The sequence below is a fragment of the Streptomyces sp. NPDC088354 genome (assembly GCF_044753585.1).
Classification (GTDB): domain Bacteria; phylum Actinomycetota; class Actinomycetes; order Streptomycetales; family Streptomycetaceae; genus Actinacidiphila.
On sequence record NZ_JBIVNJ010000040.1, the window covers coordinates 42921 to 62334 of the forward strand.

Below are 19414 nucleotides of genomic sequence, written 5' to 3' on the forward strand. Positions count from 1 at the left end.
CAGCCGGAATTCAGGTGCCGGGGCCGGGGCGGGCGTGTCAGGCTGCGCAGCGGTCGGTGAATCGTCCGTACGAAGGAGAGTGTCGTGTCCGAGACCGGTGCGCACGCCGTGTCGGCCCTGTTCCGCGACGGACGGCTGACCGTCGTCCCCCGTCGCGCGGCGCGCCGCGAGCAGGTGCTGCGGCACCTGGCCGAGACGTTGTTCCGGCCCGGCGTGGTCTATGACGAGAGGGAGGTCAACGAGGTGCTGCGCACGGTGCACGACGACTGTGCGGCCCTGCGGCGGTACCTCGTCGACGACGGCTGGCTGGAACGGTCGGCGGACGGCACGGCCTACCGCAGGATCCGCTAGGGCACGTCAGCGGGTCTGTTCGGCCTGCGGCCTGCGCCGCCCGGGCAAGCCGGCGAGCCAGACGCTGACGGCGATGATCCACAGGCCGGCCAGGCCCAGGCCGATGAAGCCGGCGAACGGGACGAACATCAGCACGCCGAGGACGAAGGCGATCCACCCCAGCCAGTGCGGCAGCGGCCCGGAGGACCGGGCCGTGCTGAGCCCGGCCGCCAGCAGCATCACGCCGACCCCGCCGAGGAACGGCATGAACAGGTCGCCGCTGAGCACGTTGAGCGCCTGCAGCGCGCCGCCGCCGACGATCTGCTCGCCCGCCGCCTCGATGAGGCAGAGGGTGAGCCCGGCGCTGATCCAGAAGCCGAGGGCCGCGAGCGCGCCCCCGACGAGGGCGATGTCGGGCAGCCAGCCGGAGCGGTCGGTCCTGGCCAGGGCGTGGCGCAGGCTCCCGGCGAAGAAGACCAGGAAGATCCCGGCGACCAGGAGCAGGTACAGGCCGATGCCCTGGGCGGTGTCGTGCTCGGTGTAGAAGAGCCGGACCGTGAAGCCGGAGCTGCCGACACGGGGTGTGGCGCCCTGGAGGGCGAAGGCGATGGCGGCGAGGATCACGGCCACGAGGCCGTTGAGGGGCCCGAGTCGCATCCGGGGCCTCCGTCCGTGCGTCCGTGCTGCTGCCGCCCCCGGCACCGGCGATGCCCGTAATGATGTTTGCACGGGTGCCAGGGGGCCGCCATCGGCGGACGGGGCCTCAGCGGGCCTCCGCCACCGCCGCCCGGTCGGGGGTGGCCGTGGCCTGGACGGGCAGGGAGACGGGCACGACGGAATGGGTGCGGCGCTCGCGCTGGAAGACGTAGGCCGCGATCGAGCCGGAGCCGATCAGGGCGACGGCGGAGGTGGCGGTGCCGAGCCAGCCGGCGCCGAGCCAGTGGCCGCCCGCGTAGCCGAGACCGACGCTGTACGCGGCCCACACCAGGCTGGCCAGCGCGGACCAGGGCAGGAACTCGCGGACCCTGCGGTGCGAGGCGCCGGCGGTGAGGCTGACCACGGAGCGGCCGGCCGGTGCGAAGCGGGCCAGCACGACGAGCGCGCCGCCGCCACGGGCCAGGACCGCACCGAGGACCTCCTGGGCGGAGGACAGCCGGCGGGAGTTGGCGACCCGGTGGTCGAGCCAGTCCCCGCCGCGCCAGGCCAGCCGGTACGCGGCCAGGTCGCCGAGGGTCGAGGCGGTGGCGGCGCACAGCAGCAGGACGACCACGTCGAGGATGCCGCTGGCGCCTCCGGCGGTGGTGCCGGCCGTGGCGGCCGAGATGAGCAGGACGCCACTGGGCATCACAGGCACGAAGACGTCGAGCACGATGGACGCGGCGACCAGGGCGTAGATCCACGGTGAGTCGAACAGCGAGCCCGCTCCGGTCAGCACCGTGCCTCCTCTCCCCTCTGGTGCGCGGCGCCCTCCGGGGTGTGTGGCGGTCTCGCGCAGAAGCGGTTCTTCTGCGACCCGCCCTCAGCCGTACAGCGTACGCCAGAGACGCTCCGAGGATCCCCTCGGGGGCGCGTGACGTTTTCCTCATCATCGATGGCGAGGTTGGGGAATAGCACGCGAATTACCGGGGAGTCACCTGGATCACCCTGCGATCGCACCATTCCGCGCGCTCACCGCGAGGCCGTGACCTCAGCCGATGCATCGCCGCCCGGCAGACCCCCGCCCATGGTCACGATTCGGCACACGTGAGCCGACGGAAGAACGGAAGCCCTCGGATCTACCCAAGTCGCTCATTCCGGATTCTCATCCATACGAGTGAGTGCAGGCCGCTCCGTCCCCTGGGTAGCTTCCGTGAGGACAGCGGCCGAGGGCAGGGGGGCTCCCACAGCGAACGTCGTTTCACGGTGAATTGATTGCATTAACCACGCATTTGAGCGCGTGGGCCACGAGGCCGCAAGGGAAGGACCATTCATGACGGTTGAGCCGGGTGTCGCGTCGGAGTCGGCGACAGAGAACGGCCAGTCTCAGCAGAGTCTGAGCACCGCTGCGGCGCGGAATTTGGCGACGACCACCAAATCCGCGCCGCAGATGCAGGGAATCACCTCGCGCTGGCTGCTGAAGGTACTGCCGTGGGTCCAGGCGGCGGGCGGCGCGTACCGGGTCAACCGGCGACTGAGCTACTCGGTGGGTGACGGGCGCGTCGACTTCGTCCAGACCGGCTCCCAGGTGCGGGTGATCCCCGCGGAGCTCGGCGAACTGCCCCTGCTGCGCGGATTCGACGACGGCGCCGTGCTCGCGGCGCTGGCCGGTCAGTTCGAGCAACGGGAGTTCGCGCCCGGGGAGGTGATCGTCTCCGCGGGGCAACCGGCCGACCACGTCTTCCTGGTCGCCCACGGAAAGATCAACAAGCTGGCGCCCACCAAATGGGACGGCCAGGGCGTGGTCGGCACCATCGCCGACGGCGACCACTTCGGCTCCGAGGGGCTGGCCGCCGCCGACGCCACCTGGGACTACACCGCCAAGGCCGCCACCACGGTGACCGCCCTCGCCCTGCCGCGCCAGGCCTTCCAGGCCCTGATGCAGCAGTCCGACGGACTGCGCGAGCACGTCGCCGGATTCGTCAGCGGCACCCAGCAGGCGCAGAACAAGTACGGCGAGAAGGCGATCGCCCTCGCCTCCGGCCACATCGGGGAGCACGAGCTGCCCGGCACCTTCGTGGACTACGAACTCTCGCCGCGCGAGTACGAGTTGAGCGTCGCCCAGACCGTGCTGCGGGTGCACAGCCGCGTCGCCGACCTGTACAACCAGCCCTACAACCAGGTCGAGCAGCAGTTGAAGCTCACCATCGAGGCGCTGCGCGAGCGCCAGGAGCACGAACTGATCAACAACCGCGAGTTCGGCCTCCTGAACAACGCCGACTACCGCCAGCGCATCACCACCCACGCCGGACCGCCCACCCCCGACGACCTCGACGAGCTGATCAGCCGCCGCCGCGGCGCCCAGTACCTGCTGGCGCACCCGCGGGCCATCGCCGCCATCGGCCGCGAGTTCAACAGCCGCGGCCTCGTGCCGCACACCGTCGACCTGCACGGCAACCACGTCCCCTCCTGGCGCGGCCTGCCGATCCTGCCGTGCAACAAGATCCCGATCACGAAGGAGAACACCACCTCGATCCTGGTGCTGCGCACCGGCGAGGACAACCAGGGCGTGATCGGCCTGCACCAGACGGGACTTCCGGACGAGTACGAGCCGGGCCTGTCCGTCCGCTTCATGGGCATCGACGAGAAGGCGATCATCTCCTACCTCGTCAGCGCCTACTACTCGGCGGCCGTCCTGGTCCCCGACGCCCTCGGCGTGCTGGAGAACGTCGAGATCGCCCGCCGCGGGGAGTAGCACGCCCCGGCCGGCCCGGCCCGACCCGCGTCCGGGGACCGCGCGACCGCGGCCCCCGGGAGCGGCGGCGCGTGCTCGCGGCGGACGGCGGCCCCACGCGGCCCACCGTCCGCCGCGAGCACGGCCGTTGACCCCCGCGCCAAGCGGGGGGTTTGCCCCACCCCGCATCCGGTGGGCGGCCTGATTCCGGCTCCGCGGCGCTCTCCGTACCGTCCTTGACATGACGGACACGACGAACGGCAAGCGCATTCTCAGGACCCTGACCGCCGCCGGTGCGGTGGCCCTCGCCATGACGGTCTCCGCCTGCGCGGACTCCTCCGACGACACCCGGCCCGAAAAGCGCGACTTCGCGCTGGACGGCACCCGGCTGACCATCGACGCCGCGGACAGCTCGGTCGTGGTCAGGCCCGCCGACGTCCACGACGTCGAGGTCACCCGCTGGTTCGACGGCTGGTCCGTGCTCGGCGACACCCCGAAGGCCACCTGGTCGATGGACGGCCACACCCTGAAGTTCCGGGTCGCCTGCCAGGGCGTGATGCAGGACTGCTCCGCCCGGCACGAGGTGCTGGTGCCGCGCGGTGTGACCGTGACGGTGACCAACGGGGACGGCCGCGTGGAGGCCAGCGGCTTCACCACCCCGCTCACGCTCACCACCAAGGACGGCTCGGTCCGGGTCAGCGACGTGACCGGCCCCCTGGAGCTGTCCAGCGGCGACGGCCGGATCGAGGCGACGGGCCTGGGCTCCCGCCGGGTCACCGCGCACACCTCGGACGGCTCGCTGACGCTGGCGTTCGTGCGGGCCCCCGACAGCGTCGAGGCCCGCAGCGGTGACGGTTCCGTGCGGGTGGCCCTGCCCAAGCAGGGTTACCAGGTGAGCGCGAGCTCCGGCGACGGGCATGTGCGCGTCGCCGTGCCGCGCGACGACCGCAGCCCGCGCACCGTCACGGTCCGCACGTCCGACGGATCGGTGAACGTCGTCGAGGCGGACGCCGGCTGACGCAACCGACCGGCCCGTGTATTCGTCCCTGCCGGGTGGGAGACTGGAGCGGACAACCACCGGCGGCGGACCTGCGGGAGAGGGCGACTGTGACGACGGCACGCTCGTGGTGGCGGCGCGGGGACAATCTGCGCGCCGACGCCCAGGCCGCGAAGGACGCCGCCGCGCAGGCTTTCTACGAACTGGATACGGCCCAGCGCGACCTCGTGATCTCCATAGAGACGGTCACCGCGGTGGACGACACCCCGGCCGCGCGCCGCGCCGTCGCGGACTTCCGGGCGCTGGGCGAGCGCATCGACCAGGTCAGCGCCGGCTACATCGCCGCCGTCGACGCCTACGACCTCGACCATGACGAGCTGGACGCCTCGACCGCGGCCCGTGCGCGCACCGAGCTGACCCGCGCCAAGGACGAGCTGACCCGCGCCAGGACCGACCTGGACACCTTCGCCCGGAACCTGACGCCCCTGCTGGAGAAGGCCGAGACCCAGCTCGCCCGGCTCGCCCCCGCGGTCGAGCGCGCCCGGCAGGCCCTGCTGGCCGCCTCCAACGCCCTTGACGCGGTACGCGCGTCAGGGCTGCGCGCGGACGACCTGGCCGCCCGGCTCGCCGCACTCGGCCCGGAGCTGACCAAGCTCAACCAGGGCGCCGGCCGGCACGGCGTCCAGGAGACCATCCGCCGCGCCGACGAGGTCCTGCGCACGGCGGAGGGGATCCGCGCCGAGGCCGAACGGCTCCCCGAGCGGGCCCGCGAGATCGACAAGCGCCTTGTCTCGCTGCGCACCCGTACGCAGGCGCTGGCCACCCGCAGCGAGGGTGTCACACCGGTCCTCAGTGAGCTGCGGCGGCGGTTCTCCATGGCCTGCTGGGAGGACCTCCAGCAGGTCCCGCAGCGGGCCGCCGAGGCGGTCGGGCGCGCCGAGCAGAAACTGGTGGAGGCCGGCAAGGCCCGCGAGGAACAGCGCTGGCCGGACGCCACGGCGCTCCTGGCGACCGTACGGGCGCAGCTCGACGACGCCGACGGCGCCGTCTCCGCGGCCGGGGACCGGCTGCGCCGGCTCAACGAGGTCAGCAAGGACCCCCAGGGCGAGATCGACCGCACCCGCTTCGCCCTGCGCGACGCCCAGCGCCTGGCCATGCAGGGACGCTCGACCCCGGAGCCGCGGCACGCGCGCCCGCTCGACGACGCCGTCGGCCGCCTCGACCGCGCGGTCGCCGGGCTGGAGGGCCGCCACCCCGACTGGTGGCACTTCCTCCAGGAAATGGCGGCCGTGCGCGATGCCGCCGCCCATGTCGTCACGGCGATCCGCGAGGACCGCGCGGGCGGCCGGGGCTAGACCCGAGCCACCGGCCCTGGCCGGCGGCGACCACACGTGTGCCGGTCGGGAAACGGTGGTGCGACGCGGCCCGCGGGGGTGATCCGCGCGCTCTGCACCTGTGCGTGAGGGGGTTCCTGCACGCCGGCGTCGGTGATGTAGAGGGTGGTTCCGCGCACCGCGGTGGCGGTGGGCGGGGTGTGCGGTCGTCCGCCCGCCCACGGGGGTGGCCTTCCCGCCGTGACTCGTCGGGCCGGGCCGGGAGGCGCCGGGGCAACGGGCGCAGTGCCCGCGGATCGTCGCCCGCACCGCGGTGACGTGGACGAACGGAGCACGTCACCGGCGTGCCTGCCGCAGTTTGAGTGGCTATCAGACTACTTGCAGGTACAAATAGTCCAATGTTCTACTTGATTGACCCAGCAAGCATTGGGCTGAGGACGCACCTTGCCCACCTTCGGGGGCGTGACCTCCAGTGGCGATCCCACTGCGAGTCCGCGGGCGCCGAGCACAGCGAACCGGCGACCTCTTGCCCACCACGTCGGGGAGACCATCTGACGCGCCCTCGCGCGCGGCTCCCCCCTCGCCCCCGGTCCGCCGGCGCACCCTCTCCGGCGCCGCGTCCCCTCACTGACCAGAACCCAGAACAGGATGAACACCTTCATGTCATCGACCAGCAGGCGGACCGTTCTCGGTATGGCCGGGGCCACGGCCGCAGCCGTGGCCGTGGCCGGCACGGGAGTCCTCGGTGCCACCGGCGCCTTCCAGAGCAGGGCGGAGGCGGCCGACGCGCTGGAGGGCGTCAACGAGCCGACGTTCACCACGCTGAAGCCGTTCCGCGACCCGCTCCGCGTGCCGCCGACGCTGCGCGCGAAGGGCCACCGGATCACGGAGATCGACCTGGTCGAATCGCAGGTACGGCTGCACTCCCAGATGCCGCGCACGCGGATGTGGACCTACGCGGGCCATTTCCCCGGCCCGACCGTCGAGGTGCGCGGCGGGGACCAGGTCCGCGTCGCCTGGAACAACAAGCTCAGAGGCACGACACCGGTCAAGGCCGTGTGGGTGCAGCCCGAGGGCCCCGGGCCCGGCCTGCTCCCGTACAACCGCCCCGGTTCCCTGGGGAGCACCCCGCGTCCCGAGGTCGACCGGCTCACCGCCTGGACCACCGTCCATGTGCACGGCGGTCACCAGAACGCCCTCAATGACGGGGCCGCCGAGTACGGAGTCGCCTCCGGCAGTTCCCAGTTGGCCGAGTACGCCAACGACCAGGCGGCGACGCACCTCTTCTACCACGACCACGCCATGGCGGTGACCTCGCTCAACGTCACGGCAGGTCTCATCGGCAACTACATCGTGCGCGACGCTGAGGAGGACCGGCTCGGCCTGCCCCGCGGCAAGCACGAGATCCCCCTCACGATCCAGGACGCCAACTTCGACACGGACGCCCAGGGCCGGCTCAACGGGCAGATCCTCGCCAAGCGCATCGTGGGCGGCGGCGCGATGCCCATGCCGGGCTCGATACCGCCGTCGCTGGCCTCGCTCGCCCCGTTCACCATGGTCAACGGAGTCGTGTGGCCCCACCTGGACGTCGAGGCCCGCGCCTACCGCCTCCGGCTGGTGAACGTCTCCGGTGCCCGCATCTACCGCCTGGTCGTCGTCGACGAGGAGACCGGCAAGCCCGTCCGCGGCGTCATGAAGCTCATCGGTACCGACTTGGGCCTGCTCGGCAAGCCGCAGACCATCGACGAGGCCCTGTCCCTGTCACCCGCGGAACGCGCGGACGTCGTCATCGACTTCGCCGCCCACCCCGGCAGGAAACTCACGCTCGTCAACACCGTCGAGGGCCAGACGCCCGGCGCCGCCCTGCCGGACTTCATGATCCCCTACCCCGAGGTCATGCAGTTCCGTGTAGAGAAGCAGCGCCACGCGCCGCTCCGGATGCCGACAACGTTGTCAGCCTCGTTCCGGAGGCTCGGCCCCGCCGACGTACCCAAGGACGCCACCGAGCGCTTCGTCATTCTCGGCTTCGACAGGACCGGCGCCATGCCGCAGATCTGGGAGATGCAGGAGGTACCCGCCGGCACGGCGCCGGGCTCCGGCATCGTCACCGTCGACATGCCCGGCGGTACGCGGACACTGCGCCGCACCGGCACCATGTTCGAGGACACGACCACGTTCTTCGCGGCCTCCGGAACCTGGGAGAAGTGGCACTTCATCAGCGCCGCGCCGGCCGGCGTTCCCATCTACCACCCGATGCACATCCACCTGATGAACTTCCAGGTGATCGACCGCCGGAGCATCGACACCTCCGGGATGGACTTCGCCTCGGCGCAGACCAGGCGGCCCCTGACCGTGGGCGGGCCCGTGCCGGTAGCACCGGAGGAGTCCGGCTGGAAGGACACCATCACGGTCAACGCCAACACCCTCGTCACGGTCGCCGGGCGACTGGCGAACCAGACCGGCAAGGTGATGTACCACTGCCACCTCCTCGACCACGAGGACGAGGGCATGATGCGCCCCTTCGTGATCATGCCGTCGGCCGTGCACGACATCCACCACATGATCATGGCCATGAACGGGGGAACGGAGCGCGACATGAAGGGCATGAAGATGTAGCCCGGCACCGGCGGAGGGACACCCCGGGGCGGTACCGCGTCGAGCGGAGCCGCCCCGGGCTCCGGAAGCCCTCGCCGTCCCCCACATGCGCACGTTTCGCCGGGTACCTACGCTTTTGTTGTGGATCGGATGACCGAGGCACGGAGGTGGACCTGATGGCGACGGTGCTGTTCATCGTGAGTGGTGCGACGTACTGGGTGCTCAAGGACGGGACCAGGTACGCGACCGGGTACTGGGCCGAAGAGTTCGCCGTGCCGTACAAGAAGGTCACGGAAGCCGGTCACGCGGTGGTCGTGGCGACGCCGGGCGGTGTCGTACCGAACGTCGACATGATGAGCCTGCGCCCCTCCATGGCGGGCGGTGAGGACGGCGCCCTGGAACTCGAGGCGATCATCCGTTCCGCGGAGGTGATGCGGCGGCCGCTGGCGCTGTCGAACGTCCGCCTGGAGGACTACGACGCGGTGTACCTGCCGGGCGGCCACGGCCCCATGGCGGACCTCGCGTGGGACGCCGACGTCGGCCGGCTGCTGACGGCGCAACTCGCCTCGGGCAAACCGCTCTTCATCGTGTGCCACGCGCCCGCCTCGATACTGGCCACCCGCATCCATGGCGAATCGCCCTTCAAGGGCTACCGGGTCACCGGCTTCACCAACGAGGAGGAGGAGGGGGTCGGCCTGGCCCCCCGGGCGCCGTGGCTGCTGGAGACGGAGCTGAAGGAGAAGGTCGGCGTCGAGTTCAGCCGGGGCCCGATCTGGGAGCCGTACATGGTCGAGGACCGCAATCTGGTGACCGGCCAGAATCCGCACTCCGCCGGGGTCCTGGCGGACCGGCTGCTGGAAGTCCTCAAGTGAGGGTCGGCGGTGCCGCGCCTCTCGCGTGAGCTTTCCCCGCCCGCCCTCCCGTGTGCCCCGTGAAGTCTGGGCGCCCCGACGCGCGTTTCGTGGGGGCCGGGTGCGGGGCCTCCGGGGCCGGCCATTCTGGACAGCACATTTAGGTGCCTCGGGCGCTCTCAACTGATCACCCCGGGTCATGCACCCACATATGCTCCACAGTCCAGAACGCCCACCCTCCCCCAGCCTCCGGCCGGGGGTGCCCCCAACTCCCCCGCCCCCTCCGTTTCGTCATGCGCCTGATCCCCGGTGGGGGGTATTGACGGCACCGTGCTTGGGCCACCGTTGGCGCAACGCTGTCCAAGGGCGCAGCCGTCACCGCCCACACACCGGGGGGATTCGGGCAACTGCGGTCACCCGGACCGCTTCATCCCCCACCGGGGATCAGGCGCATGGAACCACGGAGGGGCGGGGGAGGTGGGGGCACCCCCGGCCGGAGGCTGGGGGAGGGTGGATGTGCGCAGGGACGGGATGAGCAGGTGCGGGAAAGGCGCGTAAATATCCCAGTCAGGACGTGCAGCCCCGGCGGCACCGCACCCGGCCCCCACGACACGCGCGCCGGGGTGCGTGACTTCACGGGAGGGCGGGCGGGGAAGAGGCCCAGGCGGCCAGCGCAGCGCGGATCTCGCCGACCGGATCGCCCTCGTGGTAAACCCGCTCGCTCCGCTCGATGTTGTCCAGGAACTCCTGGTAGCGCACGGCGTACAGCAGATGCGCCAGCGGTGCGCCGACGGCGAGCGCACGGCGCGGATCGGATCCGGGCACCAGGTGCGACCAGGCCTGGACCCAGGCGTCGGCCGCGTGCTCCCAGCTGCGGTCGTCCAGGAAGTCGCGCGGCCGCAGGCCGTCGAGCACCGGGTGGCCGAAGTGGCTGTCGGCGAAGTCCACCATCACGATGCGCCGTCCGTCGCTGCGCCAGTTCCCCGGATGGAAGTCGCCGTGCACGACGGTGTGCGGGAGCCCGCAGGCGTCGAGTTCGGCGATCGACGCGGGCAGCCGCGCCGTCAGCCGGCGTGCCCCGGCGGCCTCCCGCGCGGTGAGGTCGCGGCCGGCCTCGCCGTCGAGCAGCCGGTCGATCAGGCCCGGCAGGGTGGCCGGTGTGCGGTCCCGCAGGCCCGGCGGAGGCGTCGGGGAGGCGATGGCGGCCTGGGCGGCCGCCAGGCGCCGCACGGCGGCGCTCGCGACGTCCGGGTCGGCCCCGTAGCAGTCCTTGCCGTCCACGTGGCCGAGCAGCACCCGCCGCCGCGGCGTGTCGGCCGCCACCACGTCCGGTACGAACTCCCGGTCCCCGGCGGCGAAGAGGCGGATGACGGTGGCCTCGCAGGCGTTGAAGCGGGGGCTGGTCGTCTTCAGCCACACCGTGCGGCCGTCCTGCGGCGCCATGCGGAACAGCCCGGACAGGTTCCACGTCCTGACCTGCTCGGCCGTGCCGCCGCCCAGCTCGCCGAACGCCCACGTCAGGGCATCCCACAGGCCGGTCGTCGTCGCCCAGTCGGCGCGCAGGTCCGCGGGTGCCAGGAGGCCGTCGGTGCCCGGCCCGGCCGTGTCCTCGCGGAGCGCGCCCTCGCGGGGCCTGCGCAGTGCCTCCGCGTGGTAGGTCACCGCCCCGTCGCGGCCGCCCTCGCCGCCGTGGACGCGTAGCAGCCGGAGCACGACCACCGGCACGCCCAGCAGCGCCTCCAGATGCGCCACGACCTCCGTGACGTCGGACCACCACGGCCGTACGACGGGGAAGGGACCGGTCGTCCCGAGCCGTTCCCCGTCGTACGTCACCACGACGTCGACCGTGCGCCCTGTTTCCTGCTGTTCCGTCACGCGGGCAGTGTCCCGCCCGGGAGCCGTGCCCGCGAGCGGTTATCGGGCGCCGCCGCGGTGCGTCAGCCGCAGCACCCGCCGCCGCAGCAACCCCCGCCGCCGGACGGGCCGGTGGCGGCGCCCGCGGCGGAGGCGGTGCCGCCGACCGCGACGGCCGACAGCAGCTTGACGGTGTCGTCGTGCCCGGACGGGCACTGCGCCGGGGAGGAGGACTCGGCCATGGGCCGGTTCAGCTCGAAGGTGGTGCCGCAGGACCGGCAGCGGTATTCGTATCGGGGCATGTGCACAGGTTAGCCAGGGTTCAGCGCTTGCGCGCCAGGGTCAGCCCGTCGGCGACCGTCAGGAGCAGGGCCTCGACGCGGGCGTCGGCCGCGACGTGGTCGTTGAACCGCCGGATGGCCGCCGCGGCGCCGCCCGCGGCGGGGTCGGCCACGAGGCCGTGGAACAGGGTGTTGTCGGCCGCGAGGACCGCGCCCGGTCGCATGCGGGGCAGCAGTTCCTCCCAGTAGGCGACGTAGCTCTCCTTGTCGGCGTCCAGGTAGACGAGGTCGATCGCGGGCTCCTGGGGCAGCGCCCGGAGGGTGTCGAGCGCGGGCGCGATCCGCAGGTCGATGCGGTCGTCCACCCCCGCCTTGGCCCACGCCTCGCGGGCGACGGCAGTCCATTCCTCGGAGACGTCGCAGGCGAGCAGGCGTCCCCCGGCGGGCAGGGCCTGCGCCATGGAGAGCGCGGAGAAGCCGGTGAAGGTGCCGACCTCGACGATGTTCCGGGCGCCCAGCAGCCGGACCAGGAAGGCCAGCAGCGGTCCCTGCTCCTGTGCGGACTGCATCCCCGCCGCGTCGCCGAAGCGGGCGTGCGTGATCTCGACCAGCTCGCGCTGGACGGGGTCCAGGGGCGGGTTGTGGTCCAGTACGTAGGCGTAGAGCTCGGGGGTGAGCGGGGGATTCTTGGTCTCGGTCACGGCTGCTCCTTAAGGTGGCGGGCATGTACGTGGATGACGCCGTCGCCTTGGTGCCCAGCATGCCAGGAAGGCGGGTGCTGCTGGGCGTCGCCGGAGCTCCCGCCGCGGGCAAGTCGACCCTGGCCAGGTCGCTGGTGGAGGGGGTGAACGCGCGGCTCGGCGCGGACACGGCCGTGCACGTCCCGATGGACGGCTTCCACCTGGCCAACGCCCAGCTGGACCGGCTGGGGCTGCGCGGGCGCAAGGGGGCGCCGGAGACCTTCGACGTGGACGGCTACGTCCATCTGCTGCGGCGGCTGCGCGCGGCGCAGGGCCGCACGGTCTACGCGCCGGACTTCGACCGGGCGCTGGACGAGCCGGTGGCCGCGGGCATCGCGGTGCCGGACGGCGCCCGGCTGGTGGTGACCGAGGGGAACTACCTCGCCGACGACGGCCCCGGCTGGCACGAGGTGCGGGACCTGCTGGACGAGCTGTGGTTCCTGGAGACCGACCAAGCGGTGCGCGAGGAGCGGCTGCTCCTACGGCATGTGACGGGAGGGCGCACCGAGCCCGAGGCACGCGCCTTCATCGAGGCCAGCGAGCGGCCGAACGCGCTGCGCGTCGAGTCGACGCGCAGCGCGGCCACCCGTGTGCTGCGGATCAGCGACGGGACACGCTGAGCATCCGGCGCAGGATCTCCTCGCCCGCCGCCGCGCCCGCCAGGGTGAGCGCGTCGATGTGCGGGGCGGTCCAGCCGGAGTCGGCAAGTTCGCCGTGGCCCGGGCGCCAGCCGGTGTGCGCGGCGAGCAGCAGGTCCGCGTCCAGGAGGGAGTCGCCGGCGGCCAGGACGTGCTCGGCGCCGGTGCGCCGGACGACCTCGGCCAGGGCGGCGGACTTGGTGAGCGGCCGGGGCACGGCGTAGATCTTGCGGCCCTGCAGCGACACCGTCCAGCCCCGCTCCTCGGCCCACTCGGCGAGCTCCTTCACCCAGTTCTCGGGCAGCGCGGACCGCTCGACGACGAGGTAGACGAACAGGTCCTCGGCGACGCGCTCCTTGCGCAGCCAGGACTCGTCGGAGGTGCGCGCCATGTAGGCCCGCACCTCGTCGAGCGGCGCGCACCCCTCCGCGAGGCGGCGGCGCATCTCGGCGTTCCAGTCGTGGTCGGTGTGGCCCTTGACGAGGATGTGCCCGCCGTTGGCGCAGATCGCGTAACGCGGCACGGGGCCGGGCAGGTTGATCCGCCGGTACTGCTTGCGGGTGCGTGTGGTCGCGGGGACGAACTCGGCGACCGCGGCGAGCTTCTGGAGCAGGCCGGCCGCGGTCTCGGTCATGAAGGACAGCGGCCGTCCCTCGTGGACCTCCACGCACAGCAGGCGTGGCGCGTCCTCGTCGGGCACGGTCAGGGTGAGCGCCGACGGGGAGTAGACGAGGGTGCGGTCGAGGTCGCTCGCGACGAGCGTGCGCTGGTCCGGACGCTGCTTCACTGGGCCGTCACGGCCTTTCCGTTGGTACCGGTCGCGCCCCGGGTGAAGCGCGGGTGGATCAGCCCGACGCACGAGTACGGCAGGTCGTCCACCTCCTCCACCGGGACGCCCCGCTGCTCGGCGAGCAGCCGGATGTGGGCCAGGTCCGCGCCTGCCCCGCGGCGGGCGAGCACCCGCCAGGGCACACGCCGCAGCAGGACCCGGGTGGTCTCGCCGACGCCGGGCTTGACCAGGTTGACGTCCCCGATGCCGTACTCCTCGCTGATCCGCTCCACGGCCTTCCAGCCCTCCCAGGTGGGCGTGCGGTCGGCGGCCCGGAGCTCCTTGAGATCACCGGCCACGTCCTCGGCCACGTCGTCGAAGCGGGCGGCGACCGCGTCGAGGAAGAGCGTGGAGACGTCCGAGCCGGCCAGCTCGCGGTAGAACTTCGCGCCGTGGAAGTCGTCCGGGCCGATCAGGTCGGAGCGCAGCACGGTGCGCGAGATCAGGCCGGAGACCGTGGAGTTGAGGCACGCGGACGGGATGAGGAAGTCGTCCCGGGTGCCGTAGGTGCGCACGCAGGACCCCGGGTCGGCGAGCACCGCGATCTCCGGGTCGAAGTCCCCGTAGGGGGCGACGGCCTCGGCCAGTTCACGGGTGATCGCGCCCTTGCCGGTCCAGCCGTCCACGAAGACCACCCGGGCCGGGTCGTGGTGCTCGGCCAGCCAGCGCAGCGCGGTGGTGTCGATGCCGCGGCCGCGCACGATGGAGACCGCGTAGTGCGGCAGGTCCAGGCCGTGGGCGTGCCGGGCCCAGCGCCGCATCAGCACGCCGACGGGCGTGCCCGCGCGGGCCAGCGACACCAGCACCGCGTCGGGGCCGCGCTCGGCGAGCACCAGGTCGGTGACGGCGCCGACGGCGCGGGCGATCCGGTCCGCGGACTCCTCCAGGGCGGCCCGGAACAGCTCCTGGTACTCCGCGCTCGGCTGGTACTCCTCGGGCAGCGACTCCGCGTAGTGCGCGCCCCCGCTCTGGATGGCCTCCTCCCGCTCCTCGGTCGGGGCCTCCAGCTCCACGTCCGACAGGTCCTTCAGCAACCAGCCGACCTCTTCGGGGGCGTAGGAGGAGAACGCGGGGCCGCGCAGCGGCTCCGGCAGCCCCGGGGAGGTGCGGGGTTCGTACGAAGGCACCACGGCGAGCAGCAGCCTTTCTGTGTGTGCGGCGAGCCGCGCGAGCAGCCCGTCCGGGGCGTGCAGCGCGGGAGTGTCCCCCGCGCTGTCCACGACCGCGACGATCGTGTCGAAGCCGGCGCCGGCGACGTTGTACGCGTAGCGCTCGCCGGGGCCGTCGGCGGGCGCGTCGTGGTCGGGGAAGACGATCCGGGTACGGATCGCGTACCCGGGGTCGTCGACCGCGAGCACGGGCGAGCGTGTGGTGGTGGAGAAGCGGACCTCCGCGTCCGGCAGGCCGTCCTGGAGGGCCTGTGCGAGGCGCAGCGGGGCGTACATCAGCTCCTCGTTGCCCAGCACCAGGATCCGGCCGCCGGCCGCCGTGCCCGTCGCCCGTGCCGCCAGAGCGGCGGCCATCGCCGGGAGGGCCGCCTCCAGGCGGGCGCGGTGCGCGGGCGTGAAGCCGTGCCGGCCGCCGTCGGGGACGCCGGCCGGCCAGTCCAGGGCTACGCGTTCCGGCAGCGGGCGGGCGCCGTCCGGCGCCGGGTGCGGGGCGGGGGCGTCCGCGTCGTGCTCGGCGACCAGTGCCCGGCCCCGCTCCAGCACGTCCTCGGGGAGGTCGACCCCGCCCGAGGCGAGGGCGACGAGGTCGACGGAGGCGCCCAGCTCGGCGGCGACGGCGGTGAGGCGTTCCCGGTCGGCGGGCGAGCGCATGTCGACCAGGGCCACCACCACGTACCGGTCCCGCGGGTGGCGCGCGTGCAGATCGCGGACGGTGTTGAGCACCGTGCGCCCGGTGGAGAACTCGTCGTCGACCAGGACCAGCGGTCCGTCCCCGGCCAGCAGCGCGGGGTCCTCGGGCAGCAGGAGGTGGGAGGTGGCGTGGCTGTGCTCCTCCTCGAAGCCGCCGACCGGCGTCACGCCGGGCACCGGGCGCCGGGTGGAGTGCAGGTAGGGGGCGGTGCCGAGGCCGTCGGCGACGGCGTGGCCGAGGCCGGTCGCGGTCTCCGCGTAGCCGAGCACGACCGCGCGCGCCGCCGCGTCGGCGCCGAGCAGGTCGCGCACGCGCAGGCCGAGCCCGTGCCCGGCCGCGTAGACGGCCTCGGGCCGCTGGGGGACGTGCTTGCCCAGCACGTTGGACACCAGCAGGTGCGCGCGCTTGGGGTTGCGCCGCAGGGCGAGGCCCAGCAGATCGCTCAGACCCTCGCCGCGCAGGGCGACGCCGAGGCGGTCGGCGACCCACTGCCCGGACCAGACGGGCTCTGCTGCCATGGGGACGGCCCTTTCCCGGTGGGTGCCGGTCATGACGGCACGCACGCGGCGAGGAGCTCCACGAAACTGGTCTCCTCCCGCGCCACGCCGAAGACCTCGGCACGCCGCACGGTGCGCTCGGCCCAGGCGCGGTGCGGCTTCACCTCGTTCATCTTGTTGGTGTAGGCCGATCGCAGGACGCCGCCGCCGCTGCGGTCCTCGTGGAGGATGTCCGCGGCGTCGGTCCACTCCTCGTGGGAGACGACGTTCAGCGCGTGCACGGGCTGCACGTGCGAGGGGTGGATGCAGGTCTTGCCCTGCAGTCCGTTGGTGCGGTCGAGCTCGATCTCGCGGAGCAGGCCGTCCATGTCGCGCTGGATGAGGGCGTCGCGCAGGTCGACGGCCTCGGGCAGGAAGGGGCTCTGCCGCAGCAGCGGCTTGAACATGCGCTCGGAGTGCCGGAAGTACTCCCACACCGGGCCGGTGATCGTGAAGCCGGTGCCGTCGGCGCGGCCGAGCACGTTGACGACGTCGGCGATGACGGAGGCCACGATGCGGACGTCGTAGGCGGTCATGTCCGGCGAGCGGCGCAGTCCGTAGGTGGAGCAGAAGTCGGTGACGCCCAGGCGCAGCGCGAGAACGCGTTCGCGGTACTTGTCGACGGTCCGCGATATCCCGTGCAGCGTCTCGGTGCGCGACTCCAGGTGCAGCAGCTGCGGCGACTCCAGGACCGGCATCGCGAACAGGCGGCGGCCGCACATGCCCTCGGCGGCGGCGAGCGCCTCCAGGAAGGGGACGCCGGTCTCCTCGGTGAACTTGGGGAGCACGAACCCGGACAGCAGGCGCACGGTATCGCCCAGGCGCCGCACCAGGTCGGTGATCTGCTCCGGGGTGCGGACGCGGATGAAGAGCAGGGGCGGGTCGGCGTCCCCGATGCGGGCGGCCAGCGCGCCGAACTGGAGGACCAGGTTCTCCTCGCCCGCGACGACCTCGCGGTCGTCTATCGAGTCCTCCAGGCACAGCACCATCGAGACGACGCCGCGGGCGGACTGCTTGAGTATGTCCTCGGCCAGGCCCGGACGGGTCGCCGGACTGTAGAGCGTGGCCCCCAGGGCGACGGCGAGCGTGGCGGCCGGCGAGTCGGCGGTGAACTCGCCGGGCTCGCGGTGGAAGAGTTCGTTCCGTACGTCCGGCGCGAGGTGCGCGAAGTGGCGCATACGTTCCCCCGTGGCAGGTGGTGGGTGGTGGGGCGGGAAGCGTCCCCCGACGCCGTGGCCGATTATCGTACGTGTGGGCTCACCCGGGTCGTTCCCGTCACGCATGAAAATCAGGTAACCCCCTCGCGTCGGCAGGATGTCGGCCGGTCCGTGGCGGGCGGGTCCCGTTGTGCCCCGCGTTGTGACCGCGGCCCCCGGGAGGGCAGGATGACGGGCATGACGCAGGCGATGGTGAAGGGCTCGAACATCCCCGTGCCGGCTTCGGGCGTACGGGCGGTACTGCGCTGGAGCCCGGGCGCGGGAATACCGGACGTCGACGCGTCGGCGCTGCTGGTCGGGACGGACGGGCGGGTGCGCTCGGACGAGGACTTCGTCTTCTACAACCAGCCCCGGCACCCGGCGGGCGTGGCGCGGCACCTGCCCAAGCGCAGCGAGCCGGCCGGTCTGACCGACGCGGTGGAGGTGGACCTGTCCGCGCTCGACGCGAGCGTCGAGCGGGTGGTGATCGCGGCCTCCTCCGACGGCGGTCCCTTCGCGCTCGTCTCGGACCTGCGGGTCCTGCTGTACGACGTCTCCGCCGCGGCCGGCTCCGAGGGCGAGCCGCTGGCGTACTTCGACGTCGTGCCGGACACCGGTGACGAGTCGGCGCTGATCTGCGGGGAGCTGTACCGGCGCTCCGGCGCGTGGAAGTTCCGCGCGCTGGGGCAGGGATACGTGTCCGGCCTCGAGGGTCTGGCCACCGAGTTCGGGATCGCCGTGGACGAGGGCGACCTCGTCGAGGCGCCGCCGCAGCAGCCGCGGCCGGACGGCGAGGTGACCTCGCTGCCCCAGCCGGTGCCGCCCACGGTCCCGGTGACCGCCGAACCGGAGGCCTACACCCTGCAGGCCCCGGCCCCGGCCACACAGCCCGCTCAGCCCGCCTACGGCTACCCGCAGCAGCCCCAGCCGACCCTGCCGGCCCCCGCCTACGGCTACCCGCAGCAGCCGACCGCACCGGCGCCGGCCTACGGCTACCCGCCGCAGCAGCCGGCTGCCACCGCGGCCGCGCCCGGCCCCGCCTACGGGTATCCCCAGCCGCAGCAGGGCGTCACGCTGCCCCCGCAGGGCCCGCAGTTCCAGGAGCGCCGCTGACCGCGGGCCGCGGCCGGACGGGCCGGCGTCACACCTTGCTCTTGTAGCCGCGGCCCCACTGCAGCCCCCAGCCGTACAGCCGGTCGAGTTCGGCCTGGAAGCCGTAGACGTACTTGACCTCGCGCCGCACGGTCAGGTCGCCCTTCTTGTTCTCGATGAGCACCACGGCGCAGGACCGGGCCTGCGGCTCACGCTCGTTGAGCGGGATCTCGATGCGCGGCCCGGAGCTGGGGAAGATCTCGACTTTGGCGTGGGTGCGGTCGAAGGCCGGGGTGCCGTCGTAGATGTAGACGAAGACGAGCATGCGCTTGAGCTCGTCGCGCTTGTCGAGGTTGATGTAGAGCGTCTCGCCCGAGGAGCCGCCGAAGCGGTCGTCCCCGCTCATCTGGATGTACGGGGGGGCGTCCAGGTCGCCGAGGAAGTTGCCGAGCGGCTGGACGACGCCCTTGGTGCCGTCGGCGAGTTCGTACATGCAGGCCAGGTCGAGGTCGACGTTGACCATGGCGGGTCCGGCCGCCTGCACCGGCTCGGGCCGGAACAGGTGCATCTGGCGGTTCAGCCAGGAGCCGCCGCGCTGGTTCCAGCCGCCGGTGTCGGAGGTGCGCATCTGCCAGGACAGGTTGATCCGCAGATTGCCGACGGCCGCGCCCTGCTTGGTGAGCGAGACGACCTGGTGGCGCCGGGTGAGCTCGATGGTGTGCGCGTTCGCCAGGTCGAACTGCACGTTGAAGCCGCCGCTGGGCCGCAGAAAGTTCCACATGTGGGCTCCGCCCCTCCCCTGACGTGGCGCCCCCCCCCCCCCCCCCGGGGGGGGGGGGGGGGCCCGCCCCCGGGGGGGGCCGGGGGGCGGACCCCCCCCCCCCCAGCCGCTTTTGGTTGTGGTGCCCCGG

At 72.8% G+C, this 19414-nt stretch carries 17 protein-coding genes; 8 read left to right on the forward strand and 9 right to left on the reverse strand.

From position 1 onward, the window contains the following. Positions 1 to 84: 84 nt before the first annotated feature. Positions 85 to 351, forward strand: coding sequence for a DUF2087 domain-containing protein (locus ACIP98_RS35330; protein WP_401980117.1), 267 nt, complete (start codon positions 85 to 87; stop codon positions 349 to 351). A 6-nt stretch (positions 352 to 357) separates the two neighbouring features. Here the strand turns inward: ACIP98_RS35330 and ACIP98_RS35335 are convergent, their stop codons facing one another. Beyond that, a complete protein-coding gene (locus tag ACIP98_RS35335; RefSeq protein ID WP_401980119.1) occupies positions 358 to 987 on the reverse strand; it encodes a hypothetical protein in 630 nt (209 codons plus the stop codon). 106 nt (positions 988 to 1093) lie between these two features. Further along, positions 1094 to 1765 (reverse strand): VTT domain-containing protein, encoded by a 672-nt coding sequence (locus ACIP98_RS35340; protein ID WP_319662576.1) that lies wholly within the window; start codon positions 1763 to 1765, stop codon positions 1094 to 1096. Positions 1766 to 2299: 534 nt separating this feature from the next. On the opposite strand from ACIP98_RS35340, the gene ACIP98_RS35345 reads away from it, so the two are divergent. The 5 genes from ACIP98_RS35345 to ACIP98_RS35365 all read left to right on the forward strand — a co-directional run bounded on the left by ACIP98_RS35345 (position 2300) and on the right by ACIP98_RS35365 (position 9498). Next, a complete protein-coding gene (locus ACIP98_RS35345; RefSeq protein WP_319662577.1) occupies positions 2300 to 3721 on the forward strand; it encodes a family 2B encapsulin nanocompartment shell protein in 1422 nt (473 codons plus the stop codon). A 220-nt stretch (positions 3722 to 3941) separates the two neighbouring features. Beyond that, a complete protein-coding gene (locus ACIP98_RS35350) occupies positions 3942 to 4718 on the forward strand; it encodes a DUF4097 family beta strand repeat-containing protein (RefSeq protein ID WP_401980122.1) in 777 nt (258 codons plus the stop codon). Between the two features lie 89 nt (positions 4719 to 4807). Continuing rightward, complete coding sequence (locus ACIP98_RS35355) at positions 4808 to 6052, forward strand: hypothetical protein (RefSeq protein WP_319662579.1); 1245 nt, start codon at positions 4808 to 4810, stop codon at positions 6050 to 6052. A 672-nt stretch (positions 6053 to 6724) separates the two neighbouring features. Next, a complete protein-coding gene (locus ACIP98_RS35360; RefSeq protein ID WP_401980125.1) occupies positions 6725 to 8647 on the forward strand; it encodes a multicopper oxidase family protein in 1923 nt (640 codons plus the stop codon). A 155-nt stretch (positions 8648 to 8802) separates the two neighbouring features. Continuing rightward, a complete protein-coding gene (locus tag ACIP98_RS35365; RefSeq protein WP_319662582.1) occupies positions 8803 to 9498 on the forward strand; it encodes a type 1 glutamine amidotransferase domain-containing protein in 696 nt (231 codons plus the stop codon). 612 nt (positions 9499 to 10110) lie between these two features. Here ACIP98_RS35365 and ACIP98_RS35370 read toward each other — a convergent pair. The 3 genes from ACIP98_RS35370 to ACIP98_RS35380 form a co-directional block, all read right to left on the reverse strand. After that, positions 10111 to 11352 carry an aminoglycoside phosphotransferase family protein gene (locus ACIP98_RS35370; protein WP_401980127.1) on the reverse strand — a complete coding sequence of 414 codons (1242 nt, stop codon included), beginning with the start codon at positions 11350 to 11352 and terminating at the stop codon, positions 10111 to 10113. A 62-nt stretch (positions 11353 to 11414) separates the two neighbouring features. Beyond that, entirely contained in the window at positions 11415 to 11633 is a 219-nt protein-coding gene (locus tag ACIP98_RS35375) for a zinc ribbon domain-containing protein (RefSeq protein WP_319662584.1), read from the reverse strand. Between the two features lie 20 nt (positions 11634 to 11653). Beyond that, positions 11654 to 12313 (reverse strand): class I SAM-dependent methyltransferase, encoded by a 660-nt coding sequence (locus ACIP98_RS35380; RefSeq protein ID WP_319662585.1) that lies wholly within the window; start codon positions 12311 to 12313, stop codon positions 11654 to 11656. 23 nt (positions 12314 to 12336) lie between these two features. Here ACIP98_RS35380 and ACIP98_RS35385 point away from each other — a divergent pair, with 23 nt between their 5' ends. Continuing rightward, positions 12337 to 12972 (forward strand): nucleoside/nucleotide kinase family protein, encoded by a 636-nt coding sequence (locus tag ACIP98_RS35385; RefSeq protein ID WP_319662586.1) that lies wholly within the window; start codon positions 12337 to 12339, stop codon positions 12970 to 12972. Here ACIP98_RS35385 and ACIP98_RS35390 read toward each other — a convergent pair. From ACIP98_RS35390 to ACIP98_RS35400, 3 genes are read right to left on the reverse strand one after another with little or no spacing between them, the layout of a single operon-like run. Beyond that, entirely contained in the window at positions 12953 to 13777 is an 825-nt protein-coding gene (locus tag ACIP98_RS35390) for an HAD family hydrolase (RefSeq protein WP_319662587.1), read from the reverse strand. The genes ACIP98_RS35385 and ACIP98_RS35390 overlap by 20 nt on opposite strands. After that, the gene (locus tag ACIP98_RS35395; protein ID WP_401980132.1) at positions 13774 to 16197 is read right to left on the reverse strand and encodes a phosphoribosyltransferase; all 2424 of its coding nucleotides are present in this window, start codon (positions 16195 to 16197) and stop codon (positions 13774 to 13776) included. Before ACIP98_RS35395 ends, ACIP98_RS35390 begins: the two co-directional genes overlap by 4 nt. Positions 16198 to 16226: 29 nt before the next feature. Then, positions 16227 to 17393, reverse strand: coding sequence for an HpcH/HpaI aldolase/citrate lyase family protein (locus ACIP98_RS35400; protein WP_401980133.1), 1167 nt, complete (start codon positions 17391 to 17393; stop codon positions 16227 to 16229). A 216-nt stretch (positions 17394 to 17609) separates the two neighbouring features. Here ACIP98_RS35400 and ACIP98_RS35405 point away from each other — a divergent pair, with 216 nt between their 5' ends. Then, positions 17610 to 18524 (forward strand): TerD family protein, encoded by a 915-nt coding sequence (locus ACIP98_RS35405; protein WP_319662590.1) that lies wholly within the window; start codon positions 17610 to 17612, stop codon positions 18522 to 18524. A 28-nt stretch (positions 18525 to 18552) separates the two neighbouring features. Here ACIP98_RS35405 and ACIP98_RS35410 read toward each other — a convergent pair whose 3' ends face one another. Next, positions 18553 to 19284, reverse strand: coding sequence for a Tellurium resistance (locus ACIP98_RS35410; protein WP_319662591.1), 732 nt, complete (start codon positions 19282 to 19284; stop codon positions 18553 to 18555). Positions 19285 to 19414: the final 130 nt, after the last annotated feature.